Below are 8,483 nucleotides of genomic sequence, written 5' to 3' on the forward strand. Positions count from 1 at the left end.
TCACTCACCCCGGTCACATAGCTCTCTATGCTCCCGGGGATTCGTTCACTTGCCGCCGCGCTGCAACTCGAAATCTATTAGGTATATTTATTCCTTCTATAATTCACATCCTTAAATGTTAATGATACAGCGGCTAAAATAGCCGGAATGGATAAAACGGCAAAAATACTACTGTAACTTAATTCAAGCTTGATCAGTTCTGCGCCAAATAAAGTACCGAAAATCCCGCCGAATCTGCCAAATCCTAACATCCAGGCTACCCCCGTCGCCCGGCAATGAGTCGGATAAAATTGTGCAGAGATGGCTCCCATCGACGCCTGAGCGCCATTTAGCGCCATCCCGGCAAGAAATATCAGAATACTCAATAATAATACATTTTCTTCCAGGCCAATAAAAAAGACCAAAATACCCGTTAGGGCATAATTAATTGCAACCACCTTATGAGGATTAATTCGATCCATTAACCAACCGGAAAAAATCGTACTTATTACGCCCCCAAAAGGAAATAATGCTGTCAGTGTTGCCGCCATGCTAATACTAAAACCAACATCGTTCATTAAAAATGGCATCCAACTTGTCAGAACATAAAAAACCAATGCTCCCATGCAATAAGTTATCCATAACATTGTCGTTCCAACTAAGAATCTATTGGATAAAACCGTTTTAATTGACGACTTATATATAATTTCTTCTCCATCAAAGGTAAACTTGTTTATATCATTCAAATTATTGCCAGTCATTTTAGACAAAATTCGTCTTATATTATCCTCTGCTCCCCCTTTCAAAACCAGATACCTAAGTGATTCAGGTAATAGAGAAAAGAGAAATAGAGATAGAAATAACGGAAAAATACCGCCTAAAATCAAAACTCCCTGCCAACCAAAATATGGAATAATCCATGCAGAAATTACCCCGCCTATCGCTGCGCCAACAAGAAAACCGCAAAAAACAATATTGATTAACAAAGATCGCCGATTCTCAGGCGCATATTCAGATATTAAAGTTATTGCATTTGACATCGCGGCCCCAAGACCTAACCCCGTCAAAAAACGCAAAATAGTTAATGTCTGAATTGAATCTGCAACAGCGGTAGCAAGACTTAACAGGCCAAAAACAGTGACGGATATTGTCAACACTGACTTTCGACCAAACCGATCTGCAAGTGGACCCGCAAAAATCGAACCCAACGATAACCCAAAAAGGGCAGCGCTCATCGTCGGCCCAAGAACAGCGCCTTCTACTTTAAAATCATTGGCCACTGCTGATGCAATATACCCCATTAATACCGTGTCAAAACCATCAATAACAACGATTAAGAAACATAGAATTAATACCTGCCATTGAACTTTCGAAAACTTTTGATGATTAATAATATGTTGGATACTAATTGTTTTAGTGCTATTCACCTTGAACCACCAATGCCAAAAAATTCATTATCCTTAATTATAAAGATAAATTATCCGTTTAATAATAGATATAAAGAAAATTTATTTTTAATGTTTCCTGCATTACTTTTATTTACGTTAACATTATCACAATAAAAAAATAATTGACGTTATTATTTTCAATTTATAATATTCCCATGAAATATTTCTATTGACTGACAGACATATCTTCACTTGAAAATATCTGTCCTCTGTTCAGAACGAAACCATATCTGCCGGATTAAAGGTGCTTATCACTCCCAAAACACCCTTAGCCAACGGAATGGCTACCGGAGAGAGATAGGAACCCAACGGGAGACTCACGTGGTCAATGCGGGTAAGCATAGTAAAGTCGTTATTGCGTCTGGTAAGATCGTCGCTGATAGCTTTGCCAATGCGCACCGTCTGCGCCACTCCATGACCACTCCAGCCATGCACCATATACACGGGTACTCTGTCGCCGCTCTTGCGGGCATCAGTGATGCCGTTCAGAGTCAGATCGCTAATCCCGCCCCAGGAATATTCTAGTTCGGCTTTTTCCAACTGCGGGAACACAGTTCTGATACGCCCAAGCAGATAGTTGTTCACATCACGCGGCGACCAAGAGTTTCCAGTACCCTGTCCACCAAACAGCAGGCGGTTGTTGCGCACCGCACGATAGTAATCGACCTGTAACTGTGTATCGTAGACCGGCAGATCTGACGGGATCAGCTCTTTGACATCCACTGGCAACGGCGGCGTTACCGCCACGTAGGAGAAAAAAGGCACTGTGGTGGAAGGGCCAGAGATAAACTCACCCGTGGAAGTATGCACACCCAATACCACCGCCTTACTTGCCCTGATAACCCCCCGCTCAGTTTCTACGACTGCGCCGCCAGCATCCTGCTTGATGCTCTTCACTTTCGTGCTGTCATAAATTCGCCCACCCAGTCTGGCGAAACCATAAACCAAGCCACGCAACAGCGCCAGAGGCTGGACCTGCCCACCGATACTGTCGATATTTGCTCCATGATAAATGTTCGAACGCACATACTCTTCCTGCAATTGGTGTGGTCCGATAACCTTCATCGCCGCATCTCCCAGATGGCGCCGGGCATCGGCATTAGCCACCAACGGCCCCATGTGGCCTGCGTGCAGCGCAGCGGTGATATGACCATATTTGCGGTCACATTCGAAACTATAACGCTCACGGAGTTCATCCACGAGATTCATCGCTTCAACAGATACAAGACGCCATAAGCGTTTCGCCTCATCGAATGAAAGTTTTTCCAGCACAGTTTTAGCGTCCCAGCGTGCAATCCCTGGGGTCATCTGCCCCCCATTGCGACCAGAAGCTCCTGAACCAATGTTATCCTTTTCAACCAGAATCACGTCCACTCCCGCCTCAGCAAGATGCAATGCCGTGGAAGCCCCCAGCAACCCACCGCCGATAACCGCAACCTCGCAGTTCTGATCTCCGGGCAGGCTGCCAAAAGCCGACCAGTCAGCCAAAGAAGCTTCATAATAGTTGGCTGGCATGGCGTCAGCAGCAGCGTCTTTATGCCAGCTCCAGATGCGCGAATCCAATCCCAACCGGCTAACTCTATGCTGCGCATCCTCCAACAGTGTCGGCCGGAGCTTATCAACATTGACGGCCGAAGCATCGGCTGCGGTTAAGGTCCGGGCGAACAGGGATAAGTTGGGAAGTACGGATGAAAGCACTCCCGCCCCGGCGAGCGTCGCCACGGTAGAGATAAAGTCTCTTCTATTCATTGTCATTTCAGCACTCCTGTTATGATCTTGAAATCACCCACTGGCCGGGTCTGGAGAGTTTCCCTATGAGTGAGCCCGGCTATCTGAGCTATATTTATTACTGCCAAAGCTCCCTTTCAGACCGGCGAGAATCAGCAGAATAACAGTGCCGATAAACGGTATGAGATGCAGCAATAACCACCAAGCGCTACAGTTGATGTCGTGCAGGCGGCGGGCATTCACAGCTAGCGCGGGCAAAAACGTGAGCAGCAAATAGACAGCGCTGAACCAGCCCATATAAACTTCAGGATTGGCAACGGCAAAATATCTTTCAAGGAAAGAGATAATAAATACAACCAGGATCTGGAACAGAACGAAGCACCAGAACTCCTTACGTCCGGCTCGCCCTCTGAAGCATGCATAGTTCTTTAATACATTTAAATACCAACGCATTGTTATCCCCTCTTGTGAGGCAGCAGGTTCTATCTACTGTTCAGCTAGATCGAGCAGCACAGACTCCAGAATGTTGAGCGCTTCATCAAAAACGTTATTTTGTATGGTCAGCGGCGGAAGGAAACGAATCACGTTGCCGTGTACACCGCACATCAGCAAGATCAGACCACGCTCCAGCGCTTTCTGACGTACCGCGTTGGTAAAGCTGGCATCGGGTTCCTGACTGTCCGCATGGTTAAACTCCACCGCAATCATCAACCCAAGCCCTCGCACGTCAGCGATCTGCGGGACCCGCGGTCGCAGTTCGTGCAAACGCTGTTTTAGCTGGTCTCCCAACTGCGTCGCCCGCACATTCAGCTGTTCTTCTTCGATCACATCCAGCACCGCATGGGCGGCCGCAATCGCCACTGGGTTACCGCCATAAGTTCCCCCCAGACCACCAGGCACTACAGCATCCATCAACTCTGCACGCCCCGTTACAGCCGCCAGCGGCAAACCGCCCGCCAGACCTTTCGCCATAGTGGTCAGATCGGCAACAACCTCATGATGCTCCATAGCAAACAGTTTGCCTGTCCGCGCGAAGCCGGTCTGAATCTCATCGGCGATAAGTACAATGCCGTGGCAATCGGCGATCTCACGCAGAGCTTTGAGCAGTTCGGGAGGAGCAGGATAGAAACCGCCTTCTCCCTGTATCGGTTCAATGATGATGGCCGCGACGCGCGTAGGCTCAAGATCGGTTTTAAAGAGATTTTCCAGCGCATTCAACGTTTGTTCCACACTAATGCCATGCAACCCGACTGGAAACGGAACACGGTAAACGTCGCTAACCAGCGGGCCGAACCCCATTTTGTACGGTGCAACTTTGCCGGTTAATGACATACCGAGGAAGGTACGGCCATGAAAAGCGCCGCTGAAAGCTACTACGCCACTGCGCCCAGTAGCGGCACGCGCGATCTTCACGGCATTTTCCACCGCCTCAGCCCCGGTAGTGACAAAGACAGTCTTCTTCGCAAAATCACCAGGCACCAAGCAGTTCAGACGTTCGGCCAGCGCCACATAATTTTCGTAGGGCACCACCTGATGACAGGTGTGGGTAAATTGTTCCAGTTGTTCTCTGGCTGCCGCGATGACGCGCGGATGGCGGTGGCCGGTATTCACCACGGCGATACCGGCGGCAAAATCAATATAACGTTGTCCCTGAACATCCCAAATTTCAGCGTTTTCCGCACGCTCCGCATAGACTTGCGTGGTCACGCCCACGCCTTTTGCAATAGCCGCGCTGCGTCTTTTGGCTAACATAGATTCAGTCATAAATGAAACCTCCTCAGCAATCTGAAATAAGCGGGCTTCAACAGACAGACGCCCGATGTGAATAGCGCCCAAAGCTGGTAGAGCATCGCGACCACAAGCTTCGCGCTGTGACCGATCACTGCACAGTGAAATTCGCTGAAATCCGCCAGTTCACCTGAAGCCATCAACCGCAACAGGTGATATTTCCGCGTTGTCTCAACGGGAACCTGACATACGAAGCCGCCGCCACGACATCCGCGACGGGTATCGATCAACTCTAAAAAATACCGTGGCGATGCAGCGCTTTTGCATCCTCCGGTACCGGGGTGATAGCATCCCAAAGTTCAGCCACTTTGCCGTTCTCAATGCGCCATAGCTCGAAGTAGCTGTGACGCGCTCCGGCGATACTCCCCTCCGAATGAGTCAGAACAAACTGCCCATCGGCTACCGTACGGTGAATTTTAGTGTAATGCAGACCCTGCCCCCCATCCCTGAGTTGCTTAAGAAACGAGATAACGGCTGCCGTGCCATCGGCAATATCAGGGCTGTGCTGACGAAACAATTCACCATTAGTGTAGTTTCCAAACTCTTCGTAGTGACCCTCGATCAGGGTGCGTGTAAAAAAGTTGACCACCAGCTCGCGATTTTTCTCTCTGTCATGGTCATGGCCTGCTTCAGTCGGGCCATCTAACTGAGTCCGGCCACTGAGGTTGGGTGCAGCCTGCGGCACCAGGCCGTCCCAGTGCTCTACGATTAAGCCGTCAGCAACCCGGTACAGATCGAAACCGACCAACGGCCGGTCGTCTAATCCCGTAAAACGACCGTGGATGGCGACTAGATCACCATCTTGCAGTAGACGATAAGTTTCGTGATGCAGTTCAGGATGTGTCCAGACCAGCTCACGCAATCCGGCAAGACCATCTTTGACCAACGGAGAATGTTCAATGAAATGCGGCGCAAAATAACGCTCAAGCGCCCCTACATCACGGTCAGTAAACAGCTCATGGTGCGCACGCGACACCAAGTCGCGTGGAGATCTATTCTGAATCATTACGGATGTCCTGTGTCAGTCGTTGGAACTCATCACGTGCTTGATACGCGTATATTCATCGAAGCCATAAGCCGACAGATCTTTACCATATCCGGAGCTCTTGAAGCCGCCGTGCGGCGCTTCTGCTGTAAGAGGAATATGGGTGTTAATCCAGACGGTACCGGAATCGAGTTCACGTGATAGGCGCAACGCGCGGCTATGGTCGCGGGTCCAGACACTGGCGGCCAGCCCGTATTTCACATCGTTAGCTTTCTCTATGGCATCCTGTTCATCGCGGAACTTTTGCACCGTGATAACCGGGCCGAAAATCTCAGTCTGGATTGCTTCGTCGTGCTGCTCCAGACCGGTAATTACCGTAGGTTCAAAGTAATAACCCGAACGTTCGGCCTGACGGCCTCCTGTTTCGATACAAGCATGAGCGGGCAAACGCGCAATGAACCCTTTGACCTGCTCCATCTGACGAGCATTATTGAGCGGCCCATATAGCGCCTCTTCATCTTCCGGAGAGCCAAAGCGGGTAGCTTTAGCTGCCGCCACCAGTTTAGCAACGAAGGTATCGTAAACAGATTCATCCACCAACACACGCGAAGCTGCCGTACAATCCTGACCCGCATTGAAATACCCCGCGGTAGCAATGGTCTCCACCGCTTTGTCCATATCCGCATCGGCGAAAACAACCACAGGCGCTTTGCCGCCTAACTCCAAATGTGCTCTGGTGAGATTAGCCGCCGCCGAAGAGGCAACCTGCAAACCTGCGCGCACGGAACCCGTGATGGAAACCATAGCTGGCGTTTTGTGTGAAACAACCAGAGCGCCCGCGCTGGCATTACCCAACACCACGTTGAATGCGCCTATAGGGAAGAACGGAGCGGCCAGTTCAGCCAGCAACAGAGTACTTTCCGGCGTGGTATCGCTTGGTTTGAGCACCACAGTATTACCCGCTGCCAGCGCAGGCGCTATCTTCCATACCGCCATCATCAGCGGGTAGTTCCACGGGGTAACTTGCCCCACCACGCCCAGTGGTTCGCGCCGGATGCTGGTCGTCATATCAGGAAGATATTCAGCAGTCGCTTTGCCTTCCAGAAAACGGGCGGCGCCGGCGAAGAAACGGATATGATCTACTGACGTCGCAACTTCCTCAGAAGCAATCAGATGCTTGAGCTGCCCCGTATTGCGGCTTTGCGCTTCGATCAGACGCTCAGCGTTTTTTTCCACTGCATCGGCTAATGCCAGCAACGCCTGCTGACGTGCTGACGGTGTGCTGCGCCGCCAGATCTTGAATGCCTCTTTAGCCCCTGCATAAGCTTCATCAACATCCGCTACAGTCGCGTTAGGAGAATGCGCATAGGTTTCACCAGTGACCGGGCTTACCAGGTCAAAATATTCGGAACCTTTAGATTCAACATACTGACTATTAATAAAATGCCTGAGCGTTGGTACCGCCATAAATCTCTCCCTAATGGATTGGATAATATAAAATATAACCTATAACTTAATATATTCAATTACTATATAGATGTTAATTTTTCAACTAAAAAATAAAAATAAAAGAGTAATTAGACACATAGATATAAATTTCGACTCTCCTGTTCAGGAAAATATGCCAATCTGTGAGCAGGATCGAGAATTTTTTTAACCAGAAGAAAAGACTCTGGAACCATTCTTCGTTAGGATTATTTCCAATCTAGTCAATATTCACACATTGCTCAATTTTTAAAATTAATATTAAAAAACAAATTGTTACTTGATAAAACACGATGAAAAACATAATAAAAAATATATCTTTAATTCACAGGAATTATATTTGCAAGCTTAACATTATCTCATACAGAAATTATTCTTCTTGGTATACAACTGGCAACTCACCAGAATACTGCTCGTCATAATAATGGTTCATTGCCTGCGCCTCTTGATGTCCATAAAGTTTAAAGTGATATTGAATTTGATATTATTCACGACTTCTTTAGTAGATTAATTAACACAGGTATTGATGGTAAATTAAATACCAATTTGGCAGTTAGTTGGGAAGTCAAAGATAATAAAGTGTGGTTATTTCATTTAAGAGAAAGAATAAAGTGGTCTGATGTTCTCCTATTACTGCCCATGATGTGGTTTTTAGTTGGCAACGTTTAATTGATCCGAGGGGTTTAAGGTGAGCAGACCCCTATGTGAACATCTGTAGGGTGTGTTAAAGTTAAACTTAGAGTTTTAGGATATGATGAACGATGAAGAAAAACACCACACCTACATTGCATGATGCTATTTTTAAGCAGTTCCTGACACATCCGGATACTGCCAGGGATTTTCTGCAATTTCATCTACCGCCGGCGTTACTCGAAGTGTGTGATCTGGAAACCCTACAACTGGCGTCAGGGAGTTTTATCGAAGACGATCTTCGACCGTACTACAGCGACGTGTTGTATTCTTTGAAAGCAGGTAAGGGTGATGGCTACGTGTATTGCCTGATTGAGCATCAGAGTTCACCGGACAAACAAATGGCGTTTCGGCTGCTACGCTATGCGATCGCTGCGATG

At 48.1% G+C, this 8,483-nt stretch carries 7 protein-coding genes; 1 reads left to right on the top strand and 6 read right to left on the bottom strand.

Annotated elements, in window-relative coordinates; all coding sequences use genetic code 11:
* Positions 1-77: 77 nt before the first annotated feature.
* From V2H77_RS01555 to V2H77_RS01580, 6 genes are all read right to left on the bottom strand, one after another.
* Complete coding sequence (locus tag V2H77_RS01555) at positions 78-1,406, bottom strand: MFS transporter (protein ID WP_341497390.1); 1,329 nt, start codon at positions 1,404-1,406, stop codon at positions 78-80.
* Between the two features lie 234 nt (positions 1,407-1,640).
* The gene (locus V2H77_RS01560) at positions 1,641-3,182 is read right to left on the bottom strand and encodes an NAD(P)/FAD-dependent oxidoreductase (protein ID WP_341497391.1); all 1,542 of its coding nucleotides are present in this window, start codon (positions 3,180-3,182) and stop codon (positions 1,641-1,643) included.
* A gap of 57 nt (positions 3,183-3,239) precedes the next feature.
* Positions 3,240-3,608: a DUF805 domain-containing protein gene (locus V2H77_RS01565; protein WP_341497392.1), complete on the bottom strand. Its 369-nt coding sequence runs from the start codon at positions 3,606-3,608 to the stop codon at positions 3,240-3,242.
* 33 nt (positions 3,609-3,641) lie between these two features.
* Entirely contained in the window at positions 3,642-4,919 is a 1,278-nt protein-coding gene (locus V2H77_RS01570) for a 4-aminobutyrate--2-oxoglutarate transaminase (RefSeq protein WP_341497393.1), read from the bottom strand.
* Positions 4,920-5,175: 256 nt separating this feature from the next.
* The gene (locus tag V2H77_RS01575) at positions 5,176-5,949 is read right to left on the bottom strand and encodes a nuclear transport factor 2 family protein (RefSeq protein WP_341497394.1); all 774 of its coding nucleotides are present in this window, start codon (positions 5,947-5,949) and stop codon (positions 5,176-5,178) included.
* A gap of 15 nt (positions 5,950-5,964) precedes the next feature.
* Positions 5,965-7,395 (bottom strand): gamma-aminobutyraldehyde dehydrogenase, encoded by a 1,431-nt coding sequence (locus V2H77_RS01580; RefSeq protein ID WP_341497395.1) that lies wholly within the window; start codon positions 7,393-7,395, stop codon positions 5,965-5,967.
* 779 nt (positions 7,396-8,174) lie between these two features.
* Between V2H77_RS01580 and V2H77_RS01585 the strand changes: the two genes are divergently transcribed.
* On the top strand, positions 8,175-8,483 hold a 309-nt coding region (locus V2H77_RS01585), incomplete at its 3' end, for an Rpn family recombination-promoting nuclease/putative transposase (RefSeq protein ID WP_341497396.1).

The organism is Photorhabdus sp. P32 (genome assembly GCF_038085095.1).
GTDB lineage: Bacteria > Pseudomonadota > Gammaproteobacteria > Enterobacterales > Enterobacteriaceae > Photorhabdus > Photorhabdus luminescens.

Excerpts from the sequence above, each read along its gene's own strand:
- V2H77_RS01575 (WP_341497394.1), bottom strand. The coding sequence starts at position 5,949 with ATGATTCAGAATAGATCTCCACGCGACTTGGTGTCGCGTGCGCACCAT.
- V2H77_RS01560 (WP_341497391.1), bottom strand. The coding sequence starts at position 3,182 with ATGACAATGAATAGAAGAGACTTTATCTCTACCGTGGCGACGCTCGCC.
- V2H77_RS01565 (WP_341497392.1), bottom strand. The coding sequence starts at position 3,608 with ATGCGTTGGTATTTAAATGTATTAAAGAACTATGCATGCTTCAGAGGG.
- V2H77_RS01580 (WP_341497395.1), bottom strand. The coding sequence starts at position 7,395 with ATGGCGGTACCAACGCTCAGGCATTTTATTAATAGTCAGTATGTTGAA.
- V2H77_RS01570 (WP_341497393.1), bottom strand. The coding sequence starts at position 4,919 with ATGACTGAATCTATGTTAGCCAAAAGACGCAGCGCGGCTATTGCAAAA.